We start from the raw sequence: 21,300 nt of genomic DNA on the forward strand, positions 1-21,300 counted from the left end.
GCACCATAAAGTTTAGATCCTACTCAGTTAAAGTTATAAAATTATCTCTATTTCAGTTCCTTTTGAAACCTCACTTCTTATCTGTATGTCTCCACCATGTGCTACTATTATTTCTTTAGCTATTGCCATCCCAAGACCTGATCCTTTATGAGCTTCCCCAGTATTGGTTCCTCTATAGTATCTTTCAAAGATATATTTTAACTCATCTTCATTTATACCTTTTCCATTGTCTTTTATTATTATATGTGCTTTTTCATCTTCAAAAACGCTAACAATTATACTTACATTTTCATCATTATGAACAAGAGCATTGTATATAAGGTTATTTATCACTCTTTTTATTAATGTCTTGTCTAAGTTTTTCTTTATTACTTTTTCACTATCTACAAATTCGATATCCCTCTCAGAATATCTAGGGTCATTAAATATATCTATTACAGAATTTTTCACTAAACTATTTAAATTTACTTCTTCTTTATTTATTATAGAATTACTATTTTTCAACTTCATAGTTAGGTTTAAATCATCTACTAATTCTTTTATATAATCAGCTTTTGAATTTATTATATCTGCAAATTCAGATATTTCCTCATTTGTAAATTCATAATCATCACTTAAAACTTCAGCATATCCTTTTATTGATGATAGAGGTGTTTTTATATCATGAGAAATATTAGCAATCCAATCTTCTCTCATTTTTTCTGTTTTTGTTCTTTCTATTTCATTAGATTTAAGTGTATCTGATAGACTATTTAATTTTCCAAATACTTTACTATATACTCCTTTTTCTTTGTAATATACATCATAATTTCCATCAGCTAAATCATCTACACCAGTTATAATTTTTTTAACTGGTCTTGTAAGCCCTTTACTAAATATATATCCAAATATGACAGCTATTAAAAAATCTATTATTATCATTGCATTTATAGATGTTTTTATATATTTTACTAATTTATCATTTTCCATTATAAATATATATTTAGTTATATAGTCCATAGGAAATCCAATTAAATATGTATAACCTTCATTTTTCAACTTTTTTTCTCCTGCTAATATATCAGAACTTCCTCCAAACCCACTACTATACTTATATCCATTTATAAGCTCAATAGGAGTGTGTTTAGCATTGACATCCTCAGGTTTTTTATAGCTATACACTTCTTTGCCATCCTCATCTAATATTTGGATCCATAATCTATTTTTATCTAAAGATTTTATTCCATCTTCATTAACTATTAAATTATTATTTTCATCTACTTTGATATAATGTTCAAAATTTCTTACATAATACCCTGCTCCATTACGAGCTATATCTTTATCTTGATTTTGACTTGCACTATAAAATGTCAAAGAAATAAGCGCTACCATATTAAGTATTACTACAAATATAGCTACAAAAGCTATACTTAACACATACCTTAAAGTTAATTTCCATTTCATATTCATATCTAGTTTTCCTTATCTGTAAGTTTGTATCCTAATCCTTTTACATTTACTATATATCTTGGCTTTGAAGGGTTGTCTTCTATTTTCTCTCTAAGTCTTCTTATGTGTACCATTATAGTATTGTCAAATCCAAAAAAGTCTTCTCCCCAAACTTCATCACAGAATTTTTCTTTGCTTATTATTTGATTTTTATGTTTCATCATATATAAAAACATTTTATATTCTTTTGGTTTTAAATCTATAGCTTCACCATTTTTCTTAACTTCTATTTTATCTTCATCTATTTCAAATGGTCCAAATGATAATTTTTTCTCTTTTATTTCTTCAACTTCTTTTGACATTTCACTTATTATAGAGTTTCTTTTTAGTTGAATTTTCACTCTAAGAGATACTTCTTTTAAACTAAATGGCTTTGTTATATAATCATCAGCTCCTATTGCAAGTCCCATAATTCTATCTAATTCCTCACCCTTAGCTGATAAAAATAATACTGGTATATTAGATGTTTTTCTTATATGTTTACATATATCATAACCTTCCATGTCAGGAAGCATAACATCTAATATTGCTAAATCCGGACTATGTTGTTCAAATTTTTCTATTGCATCTTTCCCAGTTTGAGCTTCATATATATTGTCAAATCCTTCTTTTTTAAGTGCTATTTTTAATAAATTTAATATTTCAATCTCATCATCTACTATAAGTATTTTACTATCTTTTATATTCATATTACCCTCCTGATGTTTATTTATACTTTAGTATACCAAAAATAGCTATTTCAAAATACATAAATTTAACAATTTAGTATATTTGAAATAGCTTCATTTTTTATTTTATATTACTTTTCTTTTAAGAATGTATTTTTAGTTAAATTGTATAATATACCTATTCCAGCTGTTGCTACTACTGCAAATACAATCCATGCACTTATAGATGCATCATATCTTATAAGTTGTCCACTATACATACCCCATAGTGGTGAATTTGTAAATATTTTTGCATTAGGAACCCATCCTGATAATATATAAGGTATCCCCATTATTAAACCACCAAATACAAAAGGTACAAATGCGCTTTTACTTATTGATGATAAGAATAATCCTAGTGCTGCAAATATAAATGAACCTACTATTACAGTTAATGCTACTATTAATATCATTTGAAGTACTGTTATATTCGAACCACTATTTCCAAAATACCATAAACTTTTAAGTGGTAAATTTAATCCTTCTGCTTTATATTTACTAGCTACTTTTATTATCATTACTAAATATATAGATAAGTTAACTATACTTGCAGATATCCCGTTAGCTATAAACTTTGATATTACTAATTGTTTCTTACCATTTTTACTCGCTTTTATAAGAGAATCCATACCTGAATTGTATTCTAGTACAAAGCTTCCTGCAAACATAGAAAACATTGCAAGTCCCATTATTGGAGCAATTCCATAATATTTAGAAAATAAATCTGCATAAGCATCATTAACACCATTTCCAACATATAGTGATATATATCCTAAAAATAATCCCAAAGCCCAAAGTACAAATACTCCTGGCTTAAAGCTTTTTTTAATTTCCCATTTTACAACTGAAAACATAATTATACCTCCCTTGCATCTTCTAGTTCGAAGTAGAACATATAAACATCTTCAAATCTAGGATTAGTAGCTTCCATATTTTCATAACTTGGCTTAGTTTCACTTATAAATCTTATACTTGTATTATCTATTCCACGGTTTATGCTAACCACTTTAAATTTATTTTGTATTTCATTTATAACACTTTCATCAGTTGTTGTTACTGTATATACTTTACCATTCATATCTTCAAGTATTTGTTTATGAGTTCCTTGAAGTAATACCTTCCCATCTTTTATCATTATAGTTTCTTTTGCTACAGACTCTATATCAGATATTATGTGAGTTGAAAGTATAACTATAGTATCTTTACCTATTTGAGATAAAAGATTTCTAAATCTAGTTCTTTCTTGTGGATCAAGACCTGCTGTAGGCTCATCTAGTATTAATATTTTAGGATTATTTAAAAGAGCTTGAGCTATTCCTACTCTTCTTTTCATACCACCAGAGAATTTAGATACTAACTTATTTGAAACTTGAGATAGTCCTACTAATTCTAATAATTCATCTACTCTTTTTTTGCTTTCTTTTTTATCCATTCCTTTTAAAGCTGCCATATACATTAAAAATTCTTTTGCTTTAAAGTTTTTGTATGCATCAAAGTCTTGTGGTAAATAACCTACTACTGCTCTGTATTCTTCATCTAAGCTTAAAACATCCTTATTGTTATATAATATTTTGCCAGATGTTGGGCTTGTTATAGTAGCCATTTGTTTCATTAAAGTAGACTTACCAGCACCATTGGGTCCTAAAAGTCCATAAACACCACTTTCTAAAGTTAAATTTATATTTTCATTAGCATTTTTATGCTTATATGTTTTAGTTACATTTTTTAATTCTAATACGTTCATTATTAATTCCTCCTGTTATTTTTATATAAATTAAATTTCACTAATTTAAATCAATATTTTTTAACTAAATGTGTAAATTTATAATCTACTTAGTTAAAACTTTTTTAATACAATAAATATTTGCTAACACTCCAATTACTACTATTAATGCATATACTGCTAAGCATACATTTGACAAGTCTAATGATTTTGACATTATATTTATACTTCCATTGTAAAACCCACTTATCTTACCCATTCCCATAATTACATCTACATAGTTACTTATACCTAATAGTTGTAAAATCTTTGTTGGTAAAAACTTAAACATAGTTAATATTTTTCCTAATGCTATAAATCCAACTGATAATCCTATTGATTTTACTGAATTATCGCTTATAAATGAACTAAGTAAACTAGCTAGAGATATACCCATTAGCATAAATACTGATGTTACCATTTGATTTATAACATATTGATTAATTGTTAATGGTTTTATTAATAGTGCTATATCAGATATTCTATATGCTTGTAGGCTTCCATTAAGTGGTTTCCCGTATTGAATATAAGTTATTATCCCTGTTCCTAAAATGTATACTCCGTATAATATAACAGGTAAAAATACTGCTATTAATAGTTTTGAATTTAATGCTTTATTCTTATTTTTTGATGACAGCATTATAGTTGATACATTTGATATTTGCTCATCCACATATAAATTAGAACAAATCATGACTAAAATTATTATCATAATCATTATAGATAGACCAAAATCAACTCTATAAGAAAATACTTTATAAAAATCTACATTTTCATACTTACTACCATCATCTAGCTTAATTTTCTCGTTTGACATTTTGCTTAACGCCTTTGTTTGTCCATCAGATGGTATAGACTTAATTATTTCATTAATTTGTTCAACCTTATTTTGTAGCTTTTCATTAGCTATAACCTCTTTATCTCTTTTATCTATAAAGTACTCTTTTTTACTTTCATCAAAATATTCATTTTGCGTTTCTAGCATTGGTTTAATAAAACTTATTTGTAAAAACATAACTGCTAATAATACTAATGCTATAATACTCGTTTTTTCTTTTATAATTTTTTTAATTTCCCATGTAAGCATTTTATTTCTCCTTTCGCTTTATCATGAATCAAGTATATAATCTCAAGTTTAACTGTTTATAAACTTAACCTTAAATAAACCTTAAATACTTTTTATTAATTGTTAATAATTAAATTAAACATAAATAATTTTTTTTATGAATAGAATTGCTAAAAAGATGTATTAGTACTACAATTATAAAAAAGTATAATATGAGGGTGATAACTATGAGGGATGTTGTAAAGAAGTACTACAATGAAAACGTTTTATTAGAATTAAACAGACTTTCAAATCCATATAACAATATTGAGTTTCAAACTACATTACATATGATTGATAAATATTTTAAAAATACTGGAAAGGTCTTAGACTTAGGATGCGGTCCAGGTAGATATTCAATAGAATTATTAAAAAAAGGGTATAATGTAACATTGTATGATATTTCAAAGGAGCAATTAAAACTTGCTAAAAGTAATATAGAAGACATTAATCTGAAAGCTGATGAATATATCTGTGGTGATTGTACAGATTTAAGTAAATTTGATGATAATTCATTTGATGTAGTTTTATTAATGGGACCAATGTATCATATAACGGATGATTCCTTAAGATTAGATGTACTAAAAAATATAAAAAGAATTTTAAAAGATAATGGATTTGCTATGATTGCATATTTAAATGGATTAGGTATTATAAAATCATCTATACATGAGTGTAGTTTTGAATATGCTAATATTGAAAATTTCTCAAAATTGTTAGTTGATAATGCTTGGAGTAAAGATGACTCTTTTACAGAAACATACGTTGCTACACCATTTGGAGCTAAAAAAGAAATTGAGAAATGTGGTCTTGAAATAATAACATATTTTGGAGCGGAAGGATTTGCTTCTGGAATTCATAGTGACGTAATTAAAATGCACAATGAAGATAAAAAATGCTATAACAATTTAGTTGACTTGTGCAAACACACCTGTGAGCTGGATGAGTATAGAAATTCCACAGAACACATTCACTTTATAGTTAGATAGTTTTTATAGATTGTAAAAAAAGTAGCAATAATTTATTTATTGCTACTTTTTTGTAATTTAGTCTCTAGCTATATCTATGCCACCAAGAAGTATATGTGCCACTCCTAATCCAACTAAAAATGTACCAACTAAACTAGTGTAATCATTTCTTTCACATAAATTACATTTACTTTGTTTAGAGTCTAAAAGTATCCCTGTTGTAGTTACTATAGTTCCTAATGCCACTGGTATTAGTCCTTTTCTCATTATAAATGTCTCCTTTTATATAATTATCTAAATTAGTTAATGTACTTTCATATATATTTTTTACAAAATACATATTTTTATAGTTAGTAATTAATATTAATTTAAGTATTATAAGGTAATAATAATATAAATACCATTTAATTATAATTAATCTATACAATAAATTTTTTACATTTTAATGATATAATTGTATTTATAATTTAAAAAGTAAGGAGACTAAATAATGAATTTAACTATACATAAAGAAGAAATTAAAGATTATAATGAAGTTGAAAGAGTTGTTGAAGAAGCATTTAAAAATGCTGAGCACACAGATCACACTGAACATATATTAGTAAATAGATTAAGAAAATCTAAAGAATTTATACCAGAGCTTTCTTTAGTAGCTAAAAATAATGACAAAATAATAGGTCATATAATGCTTACTAAAATAAATATAAAAGATGAAAATACACAAACTGAATCTTTAGCATTAGCTCCAGTATCAGTTCTTCCTGAGTATCAAAATAAAGGTATAGGAAATAAACTTATAAATGAAAGCTTACAAATAGCAAAAGATATTGGATTTAAATCTGTAATAGTATTAGGACATGATAAATATTATCCTAAGTTTGGATTCGAAAAAGCTAGTAAATACCGTATATCTGCACCATTTGAAGTACCTGATAGTTCATTTATGGCATTAGAACTTGTTGAAAATGCTTTAGATAATGTTAATGGAGTTGTTATTTATTCAGATGCATTTTTAGTATAAAATTCGCTACACTTCATGGCGCCAACGACTTCTTCCGTTGCCAAAAAAAGGCTATTAAACATAGCCTTTTTATTTATATATATTTTAAATTTTTCTAAGATCTAGACGTCATTAGTTTCTTATAAATTATATTTCCTAAAACTCCACCTAAAACTAAGAATACTAAGAATATCCATCCAGATAAAGAGAAGTTAGCTATCGGTGTATAAAGTGCTCCAACATTACATCCATTTGATAGTCTTGTCCCAAATCCCATTAAAAAACCACCAACAACATATATTAATCCTTCTTTAAAACTTATAGATAAGCCTTCTTTAAAAGTCTTAACAAAGCTTCCTGATAAAAGTAATGCCACAAGTGTGCCTAATATTATACCTATATTTTGTACATTTACTTGATTTTCGAAAAATGGCATTGTAAACATATCAACTGGCTTACCTGCAAAAGCAGCTACACTTTCAGGAGATATACCAAATAATATAAGTAACTTACCAAACCAGAATCCATAAGGAGTTGAAGCTCCCCATCCGGCTTTAGTTATCCCCATTAAAAGTATAAATATTGCGCCTATAACAACTGCTCCCATTTTTAATGTCCATGGTTTTACAAATAATTTTTCATAAGTGCTTTGACTAATTAACTTAAATGTTTCTTCATCTTTATAAATTTCATCTTGAATAATTTCTGTATCTACTCCGCTATACGTGTTTCTTGCTTTTCTTTTATCTTCATATATTTTAGCTATCCAAACCACTATACAAGCAAAAATAATAGTTAATATTGATGCTCCTAAATAACCTTCTAATCCATCCCATTTGAATAAATCTGGTAAAAATACCCCATTTGCAAATGTTTCAGTTGATATTAATGTATTGCTTACCCAAGGAATTGAACTTTGAAGTGGGAATCCTACATATACACCCATTCCAAAGAATACAAGCGTTATTAATGCACGAGGCATACCTGTTACTACATCTGTAAGTACCCCTGATGCACAACAACTAGAAAATGCCATTCCAGTACCAAATATTATTCCACCTAATATAAGTCCTAAATTAATAGGGTTAACCCATAAATCATATTGAGTAACATCTTGACCTATAAAGAAACATGCACTTACTATTGCAGTTCCTACAAATAACATCATTAATGTTCTCATTAATTTTGTAGATCCCGCTCTATAACTTCTATTTACACTACCTGCAAATCCAAAGAACGATCTTGTAAGAGCATACCCTAATCCTAACCCTGCAATTAATCTAAAAAATAGAATCGAGCTACTAAGGTTTATTTTTCCGATTATTAGAATTGCAAAAAGTAATACAAATCCAATAGTATATTCTGTATTTTTTTTCACGATAATTCCCTCCATTATATTTATATATATAAATTTATATAAGTTCTAATTTAAAATTCAACTTATCAGCTAGCTTCTTAATAGTTGATATATCACTTAAAAAAGATACCGCTATATGAAAATCAAACTAGAACTTATATATTTAAATTATTTTATTTGAAGTTATAATTTGTAACTATAGGCTTTCTATTTTCTGATTTATCTCTGAAGTATTCATAGAAGCATATTCCTAAGAAACTTCCTGATATGTTGTAGATATTTTCAAACCCTAAGTGTCCTAATAAAACTGATGCGTTGTAACTTCTTTGAGCACTACGACAATGAATGTATACTGGCTTATCAGTAGGTATTTCATCTATTCTATTTCTTATTTCACTAAGAGGTATATTTACAGCATTTATTATATGCCCTTCTTCATATTCATTTTTTTCTCTTGCATCTATTATGTATGCATTTTCTTCAACCAATTTACGGACATCACTTACATGAACTTGTTTGAAAGTATTGTTCATAATATTAAGTGCTACAAGTGCTGCATGATTTACTGCATCTTTAGCTGTACCAAATGGTGGCGCATAACAAAGTTCTAAATCTCTTAAATCATCTATATCTCCACCCATTTTAATTAATGTTGCAACTATATCTACACGTTTATCTACATTTCCTTTACCTATTGACTGAGCCCCTAATACTTTTCCTGTTGGAACTTCAAATATTAATTTAAAATGAAGGTGATTATTATCTGGCATTAATCCAACTTTATCTTGAGGTATTACATATACACTATCATAATTTATTCCAAGATTTTTACATTGTGCTTCTGTTAATCCTGTACAAGCTGCATTGTAATCAAATACCTTTATACAAGAAGAACCTATATATCCAGTATTTTTAACTGGTAAACCATATATATGATCAGCTACTGCTCTTGCTTGTTTTTGAGCAGGTCCTGCTAATGGAAGGTGTTGAATTTTTCTTGAAATAGCATTTGTTACTTCTATTGCATCTCCTACTGCATAAATATCTTTATCTATAGTTCTATAATTTGAATCAACTTTAAGAGCACCCGTTTCACCAATTTCAAGACCACACTCTTTTGCTAACGTAACTTCTGGTTTTACTCCAATGGCCATTACAACTGCATCTGATTGCACTATTTTACCTGATTCTAAAACTATATCACTATTATTGAATTTAGTTACTTTATCTCCTAATATTAAGTTTATACCTTGGTCAAATAATTCTTTATGAAGTATTTGAACCATATCCTCATCAAAAGTTCTCATTACTTGGTTAGCAGCTTCTATTAAAGTTACATTGTACCCTGCTTCTTTTAGGTTTTCAGCAACTTCCATCCCTATAAATCCTGCACCAACTACAGATACATTTGTTGCATTTTTTGAAGTTATAAATTGATTTAGCTTGGCAATATCCACAACATTTTTTACAACAAATGTTTTTGCATCTTCTATTCCTTCTATTGGAGGTACTATAGCGTTTGCCCCTGGCGATAAAATAAGCTTATCATAACCTTCTTCATAAGTTTTTCCTGTTACAACATTTTTAACTTTAATGCTTTTATTTTCTCTATCTATTGATAATACTTCATTATAAATACGTGTATTTATATTATATTGATTAAAAAACTTATCTGGTGTCATAAGAACAAGTTCTTCATGATTTTCAATTTGACCACTTAAGTGATACGGTAAACAGCAATTTGAAAAAGATACATGTGGTCCTTTTTCAAATACTATTATATTAGCTGATTCATCTAATCTTCTTATTCTTGCTGCTGCTGATGCACCCCCAGCAACTCCACCTACTATTAATATTTTTTTACTCATTTTTATCCTCCTAATATATCTCCCATACTTTGTCTATGTTTTAACATTTATGTTTATATTTTAACATTCATTGTACTTCGCGTAAAATAAGGATATTTTATAGTACAATAAATTTATCTTATATTTAACAAAATCTAAAAGCATTGTTAATACTTTGGTTATACGTTAAACTGTATCTATAAAGTAAACTACATTTATTAACTTGGAGGTTACAATGGACATAAATTATCTAAAAGCTCTATATATTACTGCAAAATGTAATAGTATATCAGTAGCTGCAAAAAAGTTACACCTCAGCCAACCTGGACTTAGTTTTCAATTACAATCACTTGAAAGTAGTATCGGAAAAACGCTTTTAAAACGTAGCAATAAAGGTGTCTCACTTACACCAGAGGGAGAAATAGTTTTTAACTATGCAAAATCAATTATAGCCATAGAAGAAAATATGAAAAAAGAACTCAAAGAATTAGAAGGTCTAAAAAAACACTTAACTATTGGTGCATGCTCTAGTTTAGCTGATTATGCTTTGCCTTGTAGCGCTTATACTTTTAAACAAATACATGATGACATCGATATTAATATTTTAAGTATGACATCTTGCCAAGTATTAAAAAAACTAAGAGATAGAGAAATTAATATAGGTATTGTTCAGTCAATAAGTCCTATATCAGACATGACAGAAGTGCCTATAATTAAAAATAATATTGTTCTAGTTTGTGATTATAACGTTTCTACTTCAAACATTTCAATTGATGAATTAAAAGATCTCCCTCTTGTAACAAGAGAGTCTGGTTCAATAATTAACGATTCAATCTCTATGGATTTAAAAGCTCATGGCTTAGAATTTAATGATTTAAATATATTATTTTCATTAAATTCTGATGAAGCAATAAAAAGAACATTAATGCATAATGAAAGCTATGCATTTTTGCCAGAATTAGTAGTAAAACATGAATTACATGATAAGTATTTAAAAAAAATATTTATAAAAGACCTATCTATGCAATGCAGTTATTCTCTTGTTTATAGAACTGACTATAACCTTAAAAGCTTTGAAAAATCATTTATAGATTTTATAACATCTGGTCATAGATGTTTTTGTTATTAAGAAATTCGTTTCACTTAAGCTACTTTGGTGCGTTAAACTTTCATGGGGTACGACTTCGTCCGTTACTTAATACGTAAAAAGTGCAGGCTCTTTAACGAACCTGCACTTTTTTAATCAAAGTTTCTTTTTCTTTGTGTTTATACCAAAATACTATTCCTATAAAAGACCAACTAATTAAAGCTATTAGTGACTCAGTTGATAATTTAGCAGGTGAAAATGGTGATAAAAGTAATATAATAAATAATGAACTAACACATATACCTAAAAATGATATAACTTTTTTACTAAATTTAGTTTGATTCATAAATGTTACTAAACATACGTAAAAATATGCAATTGAAGCTCCTAAAGAAGACATATCAACTATCCATATTATAACTTCTCTTCCGAACATAACTAAAACAGCGCTTATTATACTAACAAATAAAATGCTATTTCCTAGTTCACCATTTTTATTAATTTCACTAAATTTATAAGATAAAACACCTTTTCTTCCCATAGCTGCAATTAGTTTACTACTACATACCATAAATCCATTTATACCACTTGAAACAGCAGCACCTAAAGCTATTATTAATAATAAAAATCCAAATTTTCCGATATAGTTCATTACTGCACTACCTAGGGCCCAATCTAAGCTACTTGCTTGTTGTGGACTATAAGCAAGACCTGTTGCTATATTCAGTAAATTATAAATAAGCGTTCCGATAAAAAGAGACACTATTGCTAGCATTGATGCCTTTTTATTACCAAATCCCAAATTTGTTGCAAGCTGAGGTATGGCATCAAATCCTACAAATAAAAATGGAGTTATTGCAAAAACTTGAAGTATTTCTTTTAAACTAAATTTATAATTTAATATGTAATTTCTTGAAATGCTTATAACACCTGCATTTTTTATCATTCCATAAAATACACTTATAACACATATTATAAGTAAAAATATAATATATGTTTGAACTCTACCAGTTTCTTTTATTCCTTTCATATTTATTACCATAAAAAGTAAGATTATTATGAAAGATACTAAAATTTCACCAATATAAACATTGTATCCAGCTATAGTATATAAATATCCAAATTCTAAAACTCCATTAAATATTTTGTTTATAACAAGAGGAAATGCACTAGCATTTAATGGAATCATCGTTAAGTATGCTAAAGATAAAAACCATCCTACAACAAATCCATGATTTTTTCCTAGTTTAGTATATACATATGAAAACTCACCACCTTCTTCACAGCTAGTTTGCATCATCATATGATAACTTCGCTCAATCACTATGATACAAATTGTTCCTAGTAACAGACCTAAAAATGTATTAACTATTCCTGCACTTTTTAAAAATTTAGATCCCGGCAGCATAAATGCTCCCCATCCAATTATTGCACCAAGAATGATTGCAAAAACTTCAATAGTTGATAATTTTTTATTCATGGTTACTCCTTTGTTATTTTTTTGTCATATTTATATATTACTATATCTAAACTTTAAAGAGATATAAATATTACTTATTCTACATAATAATTATTTATATAGAATAATTTCATTAAAAATTTAATAATTAAAATATACTATTTACAGATAAAGAGTCTAGCAAATTTCTAATCTCTTTATCCATGTTTGTTTATAATGTAATTAATGCAGGAACTCCTGCTTCTGGAATCATATATATATATATTGTAAATACTATTTCAAACATAGTTATAAATAATAGTATTAATCTTTTCTTACTTTTAACTTTTAAGTTATACATACTAAGCAACAAAGAAACTGTGTTAATTAATGTACAAATAACAAATTTACCATATATATCATCTCTATAAATCAGCAATAAAAATGATAATATATATGAAATTTGTAGTATTATTATAATCATACTTAATAGCCTACTATTATTTAAAGTATCCTCCAAGTTAACCCCTCCCCACTAATTAATATCTAGTGTAGTATATCATTCTAAAGACTCTATATAATCTTTAGCTTCTTTTAACTTTGCTCCTGTATTATATCTGTATTTTTTTATAGCTTTTATTTTCTTTCCTTTTGATATCAAATCAATTAACTCATTTTTTAAATCTGCATCTAATTCATTAGATATTCCAACTTTTTCTGAAATTTTATCTAATTTTTTATTGAGTATATCTATACTTGATTTAACCTCAATTATATACGATATAATTGATATCATTAAACCTATAGCTATAACTTCAAAAAAATTCATTTAACCCCTCCCTTGATACTATCTTAGTTTATAAGAAATCTTATTAATTATAACAAAACATACAAGGTATGCATACAAATATTACCACTAATTTATTTATTTTTCTATATATATACCTTGAATAGTATCAATTTTGTCCTCAATAGATTAACGTAAAAAATAAGCTTAATCAAAGATTAAGCTTATTTTATCTATCATATTTATCTTATAATATACTTATAAGTATTGCTCCTTTTGATGTATATGTTCCCATGACTGATCCAACTTCACTTATAGTTATATCTTCAAATGAGTTTTCTTTAATCATCATATCTTTAACTTTTAATGCCTTATCTAAACAGTTAGAATGACCTATTGCAAGAACTCTTTTGTTTTTTTCACAAACTCTTTTTGATACGCTATCCACAACTTTTTTTATAGAATTATTATCACCTCTAGCTTTATCTACTGGCTTAACTATTCCATCTACTACTTGTATTATTACCTTAAAGTTTAAGGCATTTATAAGTTTACCAGCTAGCGGGTTTATTCTACCACCTTTAATAGCATTTTCTAAAGTTTCAAGTGAACCATAAAAAACTATATCATTTTTTAACTTTTCTATTTCTTCAACTATTTCATTTAAAGTTTTACCTTCATTTGCTAGTTGTGCTGCTTTTACTACTAAAAGACCATGTCCCACTGAACCAGTTTCACTATCTATAACTTCTATTGTCTTATTATTTTCCTCTAGATACATATTTTTAGCTAATACTGCAGTTGAATATGTAGCAGACAGCTTTGATGATATTGTTATCACTAATATTTCGTCTTCTTCACATTCATAAGCCTTAAAAAATTTTTCAGGTGATGGGCAAGATGTCTTTGGAAGTTCTTTTGAATTTGCCATTCTTTCATAAAACACATTATTATCCATTTGGCCATCTATATAAGTTTCTTCTCCAAAAGATACATTAAGGCTTACTACTCCTATATTATATTTTTCTATTATATCTTTATTTAAATCACAAGAACTGTCTGTTATTATTTTTATTTTACTCATCAATATAACCCTCACTTTTTAAAATTATTTATCTATCACTAAACTAAAGTTAAGTTAATTTCCAATTTACTTTGTCGGTTAACCGACCGACTATATTTTTATTTTATATTTACTTACTTTAAAAGTCAACAATTATTAAAAAATTCCCCTTAATTTAAACCACTTCATAACATCTGTACTTCTTATCTCAAGCTATTTATTACTTAATTAATGTATCATTTTTTAAGCCACCTTATTATAAAAGGCGGCTTAATATAAATAATGCTTATTAAGTTTATAAAACTTTATCTAAAAATTGCTTTGTTCTTACATTTTTAGGATTGTTAAATATAATTTGTGGGCTTCCTTCTTCTAATACATATCCTTCATCCATAAAAATAACTTTGTTAGCAACTTCCTTTGCAAATCCTATTTCATGAGTAACAACAGCCATTGTCATTCCTTCATTTGCAAGCTCTTTCATAACATCTAAAACTTCTTTTACCATTTCAGGATCTAGCGCTGATGTTGGTTCATCAAATAACATAACATCCGGTTTCATAGCTAATGCTCTAGCTATGGCAATTCTTTGTTTTTGCCCTCCTGATAGTTGAGCTGGATATGCATTTTGTTTTTCTAAAAGACCAACTCTATCTAGTAACACTAATGCATCATCTATAGCTTTTTCTTTGTCTATGTTTTTTACTTTAATTGGTGCTAATATTATATTTTCTAAAATCGTCATATTTGGAAATAAGTTAAAGTTTTGAAAAACCATTCCTATATTTTGTCTTACCTGATTTATATCACATTTTTTATCTAATATATTTTGATTATTAAAAATAATTTCTCCATCATTAGGCTCTTCCAAAAGATTTATACATCTTAATAATGTACTTTTTCCAGAGCCACTCGGGCCTAGTATAGCAACTATCTCACCTTTTTTTATATTTAAATCTATACCTTTTAAGACTTCATTTTTACCATATTTCTTTTTTATATTATTGATTTTAATCATATTATCCTCCTATAAAGCCTTACTAAGTCCAAACTTATTTTTAAACGAACGTTGACTTCTTTCATTCACGTTTTCTAATTTAAATTCAAATCTACCGACTAGTTTAGACAATGTAAATGTAAGTATAAAGTATATCATTGCAGCTACTAATAATGGTTCAAATGCCAAATAAGTATTACCCTTTACTATATCAGCACTATACATTAAATCTTGAATTCCTATAACAGATACTATAGATGATTCTTTTACTAATACTATAAATTCATTAGCTAAAGATGGTAATACATTTTTTAAAGCTTGTGGTATTATTACAAGTCTCATACTCATAGAGTAATCTAAACCTAATGAACGACTCGCTTCCATTTGCCCTTTATCTATAGCCTGTATTCCAGATCTAAGTATTTCTGCTATGTATGCACTAGAGTTTATAGATAATGCTATTATTGCAGATATATATTCAGATGGTATAGGTCCTATATCAGGAAATTTTAATCCTATAGTTGGGAATCCAAAATATATTATATATATTTGAACTAATAATGGTGTTCCTCTTAAAAATTCAATATATGCTGTGGCTAAAAAACTTACTATTTTATTCTTAGATATTCTAGCAAGGCATATTATTGTCCCTGCTAAAAAACCTAAAACTAATGTACATAATGATATTCCTATAGTTATCTTTGTTCCGTCTATAAAAAATTGTGAATACTTACTTAAAAATGTAAAATCCATACTATTATCCTCCTTAAATGTTATTGAGCTAATTCTGTAGCTTCTTTAACGAACTCATCTATTTTATTTTTTGATTTTAATTCATTTAGTGTTTTATTTACTGAATCTATTAAAGACATATCATCACTTTTATTTATAGCTATAGCAGACCCCTCTTCTTTTTGTTCCCCTAAATCAATATTTGAATTTACAATTTCAGGGTATTGTTTTAAATAACCATCTACAGCTTCTTTACTTACTACAACTGCATCTACATTATTATTTTGAAGTTCTAATATTACATCTGATATTTTATTTAAAGATTTTATATCCGTTGCTTGAATAACATCTTTTGCCATAGTTTCTTGTAAACTAGCTTTTTGAACACCTATTTTAGCACTTTTTAAATCATTTATATTTTTATATTTAGATTTATTCTTTTCTTTGATTAAAATTGTATGTTCTCCATTGTAGTAAACATCTGTAAAGTTAACAGCTTTTTTTCTTTCCTCTGTTGGACTCATGCCCGCTACAACCATATCAACATTTCCAGCTTTTAACGCTCCTAATAGTCCATCAAATTTCATATCTTTAATTTCTAATTTAACACCTAATTCATCAGCAATTTCTTTTGCTATCATCATCTCAAATCCCACAATATTATCTTTTCCATTTATTTCTTTATGAAATTCATATGGTGGATAATCCGCACTAGTACCTATTGTTAAAACTCCTTTTTCTTTAATACCTTCCAATTGATTATCACCCTTATTTGAAGATGAACATCCTACCATTCCTAAAGTTAAAACTCCTACAACCATTGTTATTATTGATTTTTTTAATTTTTTCATATTATACCTCCATTTGATAATTATTAGTAATTGATAATTCATATTTAATACTATTCCATGAAAAGCTAAGATTCCCGCAAAAAAAGTCCCTTAGCTAAATGCTAAGAGACGAAACTATCCGTGGTACCACTCTTATTGATAAGTAAAACAATATTAATGATACTGAATATAATTTATTATATTAAAAAAGTCCCTTGGTTATAAAAACCAAGAGACGAATTATATCCGCGTTACCACTCTTATTGATAAGTAAACTTATCCACTCTATCCCTTAAGGCAGGCTCACCGGTTACCATACTACTATTTCAAGCAACCTTCTCCAAAGCTCTCTTCACATTAAATTTCATTACTAGGCTCACACCAACCCTAGCTCGCTGAAACTCCATCTACTGCTACTCTCTTTTTCATAGAATTTATTTTATTAAGATTTATATATAATTATATTTGATTTTCATTAATTGTCAATACATTTTTCGTATATATTTTAATTTTAATTATATTATAACTATATATAAGTAACTTAAATATAGTTATACCAATGAATTCATACTAATAAAAAAGTCGATTCGCTCCTGTCTCCAACGAATTCATACATTTCTCAAAAACATCATTTTAATAATCAAATTAATTCATTATATAATCTTAAGCTTTATATCTCTGTTCTCAGATTTAAATAGATATGATATAATATTATGAAAAATTGAGTTTAAAATTTTAACAATTTTACATTCTACTAAAGGGGTGGATTTTATGAAGCCAAACAACATGAAGGAAAACATCTTGTTAGCTGCTACTAAGTTAATGACTAAAAACGGAATAAAAAATACAAGCTTAGCAGATATTGCAAAAGCTGTTGATATAAGTAAAGGAACTCTTTATTATCACTATTCATCTAAGGATGACTTGATATCTGATATTGCAAATATGCACCTAGAGGATATAACCGATTCAGTTTTAAATTGCGTAAAAGGAATTGATGCTGATAGTTCTAAAGACCAAATGATTAGTATTATATTAGAAAAAATAGCTGCCATAGAAGGTAGAGGACGTATACATATGTATGTTCTTTGTGAGGCTATAACTGGAAACGATAAGTTAAAAGAACAGATTAAAGTTAAGTATATTGAGTGGAGAGAAACACTAAGATCTGAGATATTAAAAACTAGCACAGAAGATGCTGAAGCTCTATCATTTTTACTCGTTGCAATAGTTGATGGATTAGTTGTACAAGGTCTTTTAAAAGCTGAAAAAATTCCATTTGAAAATGTAGCTAAATTTTTAGTTACTCGATTAACATAAAAATTCGCTTCATATCAAGAAGCGAATTTTTTTATTAAACATTATCCAATATATATTTTTCATGATAAAATCTAAGCAATAAAAACCTAGCATCACTCATCATAATACTGTGTTTATATATTATTTTTTCTAACTCTTCATCTTTTGCACGACTATTGTTAGCTATTAATTTATTTTCTATCTGACTTTCTTCTAGTGTTAATTTTATAAGTTTATCTAAATTACCTTTTCCTTTCAAAACTTTATCTAATTCCTTTTGAATTTTTCTCTCATTATTTTTGTACTTTAATTTAAGTTCTTCTATTGAATCGGTTATATTATATGGTAAAAAATATTTATTAATTAATAGACCAAATCCAACTCCAATAGCTATAAACATTAATCTTCCTATAGATATTATATTTATATAATGAACTAAAGAAACAGAACTTAAAGATATAGTAGTCATACACATGACCTTTTTATCGTACTCTTTAAAATAAAAATAATAAAAAAATGCAATAAACAATACTATCATCTTTGGAATTGTATCATGGATTAAACTAAATATACTAAAAAATAAAATAACACCTATAAAAGTTCCTTTTAATCTTTTCTTAGCTTTTATAACTGTATCTTCTTCATATGGTTGCATAATTACATATATAGTTATAACTATCCACCTTCCATAAGGTATATTTAAAAATTGAATTAAAAACATAGCTAAAGATATTGATAATGCTAACTTTAATGAATAAATCATTTTTAAAGAGTTTAAGTTGAAGTTTTCTTTCATACTTATTATAAGTTCAAATTTATGTGCTACATTTACAGTCTTATAAATTTTATAAATATTTCTTTCTTTACATTCTTCTTTATTATTTATATTAATTTTTAATACCTTTAATAGATGTATACTATCTGATATAAATATAGGTTTATCACTTATACTTTCATATTTTTTTATAAATTCATCAATATTTTTATTTATAGTCTCTATATATGAATAGTCTTCATTATACAAACTAATATTATTTATTTGAACTTTTATATCTGATAAATATTCATCTTTAAATTTTTTATCTTTTTTATTTTTAGCAACATGACCAATTATTAAATTTATTCTATCTAAATATACAGCTATATTAAACTGTTTCATTTCATATTTAGAATTTTGAAACTTGTTACTACTTTTTTCACTTATCAAAACTAATAAGTTTCTTATCTTCTTATTTATTTTTAAGTTTTCACTTATTTCAAATGTATTATTTGTTATATCATCTATTTGCTTATTTATATCAATTATAATTTCTTCTATTATTTTTTTAGAATCATTTTCAAATCTGTGTTTATTAAAAATAAGTTGTGCTAGTATTATAGGAACTATGCTAAAGTTTAGTGCTACTAACCTAGCTGGCAATTCTTTCAAACTTACAGGAATTGCCCACATAAATATATAAGACATTAAAAATATATAAGATGTAGGGCTTCTAAAATCGTTCATATATACATACGTAGTTAAAAATATAGTTAAAAAATTTATAAAAAACCCTATCCACATATTTATAGGAGATAAAAATGAAAATATACCCAGTATTATATTTAAAATTAAAAAAGTTATACCTCTGTATACTAAATTTCCTGTTAAATCTCTCATAAGAAACGATACGGTTCCCATTCCCATTATCATCCCTACTAAAATATTTTTGTACCCAAATAATTTGACATATATGATTTGCATACTAACTATAAATAAAGCTTTCATTAATGATTGTTTAGCCTTTTGTTTATCCATAAAATCCATTATAGTTCTATAGTACTTTCATCTATACATTTAAAATCTTTTCTTTTATTCTTTAAATCATTCATTAATTTGTTTAAAGCTATATCTTTTTGTTTTGCTTCTATCATAACGTCAAAGTCTTTGTCTATAGTTTTTTTAGCTAAATCTAGAAATTTTATAAATTTATCAGCATCTATATAATCAGAATGCTTTCTATCATTTTCAAATTCTCTTGGACTTGAAAAATGTACTTTAGGGGGTAAATTTTCATTTTCCCATGTTTTAAATATATCTTTTAATAAACTTCCTAAATCTTCACCATTATTATTACAATCATGATGATGTACATCAAGTACCATTGGCAAATTTAATTTTTTACATATATCAAGGACTTCTTTAGCTGTATAAGTTTTATCATCATTTTCAAGTATAAGTCTTGAACTTATTCTATAAGGAAACTTTTTTAAATTTGCTATAAACCTTTTTGTAGCTTCTTCTTTTCCTCCTTTAGCTCCTCCAATATGTATTACTAATTTGCCATTATCATAGTTTATATCTTCAAACAAATCCACCTGAGAATTTAATGTTCTTATTGTATTTTCAACTACACTATCTCTATCACTATTTATAACATTAAACTGATCTGGATGAGTATCTACTCTCATATTACTATCTTTTATAATTTTTCCTATATATTCAAAGTCACCTTTAAAATATTTTCTATAATCCCAAAGTACTTCTGGATGAGTTGCTAATGGTATTAAATTTGATGTAATTCTATAAAAATGAATATTATTTTTTATATTATAATTTAAAATTTGCTCTAATGCTTCTATATTTGAATATGTTACATCTTTTAATTTCTTAAGTTTTTCTTCTTCTTTAAGCTTTGAGTACCTAGCAAATGTTAATGTGCTAGATGAAGTTACCTTTTCTAAATTTAATGCAATTGCTACATATCCTAGTCTTACTCTCATAGTTGTCTCCTTAATATTTTCAATATACAATTAGTTTTTCAAGTCTTCTTGTTTACTATTCTTTAATTATTAT

Annotated in this window: 21 protein-coding genes and 1 other annotated feature; of the genes, 4 read left to right on the forward strand and 17 right to left on the reverse strand. The window is 26.6% G+C overall.

From position 1 onward, the window contains the following. Positions 1–33: 33 nt before the first annotated feature. From BLP75_RS01950 to BLP75_RS01970, 5 genes are all read right to left on the reverse strand, one after another. The gene (locus tag BLP75_RS01950; RefSeq protein WP_207645416.1) at positions 34–1,449 is read right to left on the reverse strand and encodes a HAMP domain-containing sensor histidine kinase; all 1,416 of its coding nucleotides are present in this window, start codon (positions 1,447–1,449) and stop codon (positions 34–36) included. Positions 1,450–1,451: 2 nt separating this feature from the next. After that, positions 1,452–2,177 (reverse strand): response regulator transcription factor, encoded by a 726-nt coding sequence (locus BLP75_RS01955; RefSeq protein WP_092722333.1) that lies wholly within the window; start codon positions 2,175–2,177, stop codon positions 1,452–1,454. 110 nt (positions 2,178–2,287) lie between these two features. Further along, positions 2,288–3,049, reverse strand: a complete 762-nt coding sequence (locus tag BLP75_RS01960) for a hypothetical protein (RefSeq protein ID WP_092722335.1) — start codon at positions 3,047–3,049, stop codon at positions 2,288–2,290. 2 nt (positions 3,050–3,051) lie between these two features. Beyond that, a complete protein-coding gene (locus BLP75_RS01965; protein ID WP_092722337.1) occupies positions 3,052–3,939 on the reverse strand; it encodes an ABC transporter ATP-binding protein in 888 nt (295 codons plus the stop codon). An 85-nt stretch (positions 3,940–4,024) separates the two neighbouring features. Further along, positions 4,025–5,044, reverse strand: coding sequence for a hypothetical protein (locus BLP75_RS01970; RefSeq protein ID WP_092722339.1), 1,020 nt, complete (start codon positions 5,042–5,044; stop codon positions 4,025–4,027). A 206-nt stretch (positions 5,045–5,250) separates the two neighbouring features. Between BLP75_RS01970 and BLP75_RS01975 the strand changes: the two genes are divergently transcribed. Beyond that, a complete protein-coding gene (locus BLP75_RS01975; protein ID WP_170139083.1) occupies positions 5,251–6,051 on the forward strand; it encodes a class I SAM-dependent methyltransferase in 801 nt (266 codons plus the stop codon). A 57-nt stretch (positions 6,052–6,108) separates the two neighbouring features. Here BLP75_RS01975 and BLP75_RS01980 read toward each other — a convergent pair whose 3' ends face one another. Continuing rightward, on the reverse strand, positions 6,109–6,297 hold the full coding sequence (locus BLP75_RS01980) for a hypothetical protein (protein ID WP_092722343.1): 189 nt from the start codon (positions 6,295–6,297) through the stop codon (positions 6,109–6,111). Positions 6,298–6,520: 223 nt separating this feature from the next. Here BLP75_RS01980 and BLP75_RS01985 point away from each other — a divergent pair, with 223 nt between their 5' ends. Beyond that, positions 6,521–7,051, forward strand: coding sequence for a GNAT family N-acetyltransferase (locus BLP75_RS01985; RefSeq protein ID WP_092722345.1), 531 nt, complete (start codon positions 6,521–6,523; stop codon positions 7,049–7,051). A gap of 94 nt (positions 7,052–7,145) precedes the next feature. Here the strand turns inward: BLP75_RS01985 and BLP75_RS01990 are convergent, their stop codons facing one another. Together BLP75_RS01990 and BLP75_RS01995 are read right to left on the reverse strand one after the other, a co-directional pair. Beyond that, positions 7,146–8,408, reverse strand: a complete 1,263-nt coding sequence (locus BLP75_RS01990) for a YeeE/YedE family protein (protein WP_092722347.1) — start codon at positions 8,406–8,408, stop codon at positions 7,146–7,148. A gap of 152 nt (positions 8,409–8,560) precedes the next feature. Beyond that, a complete protein-coding gene (locus tag BLP75_RS01995) occupies positions 8,561–10,255 on the reverse strand; it encodes an FAD-dependent oxidoreductase (RefSeq protein ID WP_092722349.1) in 1,695 nt (564 codons plus the stop codon). Positions 10,256–10,469: 214 nt separating this feature from the next. On the opposite strand from BLP75_RS01995, the gene BLP75_RS02000 reads away from it, so the two are divergent. After that, on the forward strand, positions 10,470–11,363 hold the full coding sequence (locus BLP75_RS02000; protein WP_092722351.1) for a LysR family transcriptional regulator: 894 nt from the start codon (positions 10,470–10,472) through the stop codon (positions 11,361–11,363). Between the two features lie 91 nt (positions 11,364–11,454). On the opposite strand, the gene BLP75_RS02005 is transcribed toward BLP75_RS02000, so the two are convergent. From BLP75_RS02005 to BLP75_RS02035, 7 genes are all read right to left on the reverse strand, one after another. Then, entirely contained in the window at positions 11,455–12,801 is a 1,347-nt protein-coding gene (locus BLP75_RS02005) for an APC family permease (protein ID WP_092722353.1), read from the reverse strand. A gap of 190 nt (positions 12,802–12,991) precedes the next feature. Next, positions 12,992–13,279, reverse strand: coding sequence for a hypothetical protein (locus tag BLP75_RS02010; RefSeq protein WP_092722355.1), 288 nt, complete (start codon positions 13,277–13,279; stop codon positions 12,992–12,994). Positions 13,280–13,318: 39 nt separating this feature from the next. Next, complete coding sequence (locus BLP75_RS02015) at positions 13,319–13,588, reverse strand: hypothetical protein (RefSeq protein ID WP_092722357.1); 270 nt, start codon at positions 13,586–13,588, stop codon at positions 13,319–13,321. A gap of 205 nt (positions 13,589–13,793) precedes the next feature. Further along, a complete protein-coding gene (locus BLP75_RS02020) occupies positions 13,794–14,630 on the reverse strand; it encodes a DegV family protein (protein WP_092722359.1) in 837 nt (278 codons plus the stop codon). 274 nt (positions 14,631–14,904) lie between these two features. Continuing rightward, complete coding sequence (locus BLP75_RS02025; RefSeq protein ID WP_092722361.1) at positions 14,905–15,627, reverse strand: amino acid ABC transporter ATP-binding protein; 723 nt, start codon at positions 15,625–15,627, stop codon at positions 14,905–14,907. A 9-nt stretch (positions 15,628–15,636) separates the two neighbouring features. After that, the gene (locus BLP75_RS02030) at positions 15,637–16,359 is read right to left on the reverse strand and encodes an amino acid ABC transporter permease (RefSeq protein ID WP_092722363.1); all 723 of its coding nucleotides are present in this window, start codon (positions 16,357–16,359) and stop codon (positions 15,637–15,639) included. A 20-nt stretch (positions 16,360–16,379) separates the two neighbouring features. Next, positions 16,380–17,189, reverse strand: a complete 810-nt coding sequence (locus tag BLP75_RS02035) for a transporter substrate-binding domain-containing protein (RefSeq protein WP_170139082.1) — start codon at positions 17,187–17,189, stop codon at positions 16,380–16,382. Between the two features lie 207 nt (positions 17,190–17,396). After that, positions 17,397–17,606, reverse strand: a binding site (T-box leader). A 333-nt stretch (positions 17,607–17,939) separates the two neighbouring features. Here BLP75_RS02035 and BLP75_RS02040 point away from each other — a divergent pair. Next, complete coding sequence (locus BLP75_RS02040; protein ID WP_092722367.1) at positions 17,940–18,488, forward strand: TetR/AcrR family transcriptional regulator; 549 nt, start codon at positions 17,940–17,942, stop codon at positions 18,486–18,488. Between the two features lie 34 nt (positions 18,489–18,522). Here the strand turns inward: BLP75_RS02040 and BLP75_RS02045 are convergent, their stop codons facing one another. Both BLP75_RS02045 and uvsE read right to left on the reverse strand, forming a co-directional pair. After that, the gene (locus BLP75_RS02045; RefSeq protein WP_170827923.1) at positions 18,523–20,262 is read right to left on the reverse strand and encodes an FUSC family protein; all 1,740 of its coding nucleotides are present in this window, start codon (positions 20,260–20,262) and stop codon (positions 18,523–18,525) included. An 8-nt stretch (positions 20,263–20,270) separates the two neighbouring features. Beyond that, entirely contained in the window at positions 20,271–21,227 is a 957-nt protein-coding gene (gene uvsE, locus BLP75_RS02050; RefSeq protein WP_092722371.1) for a UV DNA damage repair endonuclease UvsE, read from the reverse strand. Positions 21,228–21,300 lie beyond the last annotated feature (73 nt).

It is taken from the genome of Romboutsia lituseburensis DSM 797 (genome assembly GCF_900103615.1).
Classification (GTDB): Bacteria; Bacillota; Clostridia; order Peptostreptococcales; family Peptostreptococcaceae; genus Romboutsia_F; species Romboutsia_F lituseburensis.